The following is a 1,038-nucleotide window of genomic DNA, read 5'->3' as shown; positions in this document are numbered from 1 at the left end:
TCCACCGGTTCGGGCCACACCCCGATCTCCGGAGCACGAAGATCCATCCGCTCCACCGCAACCCTCGCCAACACCGCAGGAGCAGGCGCACCCCCACGCCCGGTGGCCTCCTCGGTAGGAGTAGGCAATCCCGGACCCTCCTCGTAGCGAACACACTTCCCTGTACTCGAGTCTCGCTGGATGCAGTAGACGTTATTGCCAATGCGCTGTTCTGCAGGCAGACACAACATCCCCACACACTCAGGAAGAGCATCCTCCCCTGTGGGACGGGCACCAGGAACCCGCCCAGACCCCCCGGGCCGGCCCGGACGACCAGGCTGACCACCAGACCCCGGCACCCTGATCTCAATCAAACAGGAACCGCCCAATTTCCCCTTGCGCGCACAGCGGACACCGCCATCAGCTTCAGCCTGATCCACAGGAAAATGGACCATCATCAATGCGCACGCCATCAGAACGACAAGGAGTTTCCTCATGCTCGGCACCCCAAAACTGACTCGTTCGTAGAATCTCCGATTTTCCAACCCTCTGCCGTCTTGACCACGTCAATGTTCCATTCCAAATACATTGAACGCTTCCCCGGTTCAAATATGGACTGCCCGGTTCTCGAGTCCACGACATCAGCCTTGCTGCTATCCGTGCAGACCTGGACCGCGACAACACGAACACCATCCTCCTCCCGGGCATCCGAGGCACCGATGATCGCAACAACCATGACCCCCGTCTGGACCTGACCACGCCGGCGATACCCATCGACCACCTCCATATCCAGCTCCTGGGTCTGCCCCATGGTGATGTCCTTCAAGGGCTGGGGATCGCTGTCGAGGCTGCTGGAAACCTCGTCCGAGATACGGAAGTACTCGATTACCGTGTTGGCTGCTTCCAACTGCTCCGGAGTGAAGGTCCCCGACGGCTGCGGCTTCACCGGCATCGACGAAACCGGCGACGACGACGTCGCCACCGGCGAGGAGGACTGCTGAACACCAGCACCCCCCGACCCCCCACTACACGAACACACCAACACAACAACCGCCACCC

1 protein-coding gene is annotated in these 1,038 nt (G+C 61.0%); it reads right to left on the bottom strand.

Annotation, left to right across the window (positions count from 1 at the left end; translation table 11 throughout):
• Nucleotides 1-472: 472 nt before the first annotated feature.
• A partial coding sequence (locus E0E39_RS15585) for a hypothetical protein (protein ID WP_130875768.1) occupies nucleotides 473-1,038 on the bottom strand: 566 nt, incomplete at its 5' end.

The sequence above is a fragment of the [Pseudopropionibacterium] massiliense genome, from assembly GCF_900607225.1.
GTDB lineage: Bacteria > Actinomycetota > Actinomycetes > Propionibacteriales > Propionibacteriaceae > Arachnia > Arachnia massiliensis.
Note: the sequence above shows the minus strand (reverse complement) of the source record. Positions and strands in the feature narration are given on the sequence as shown.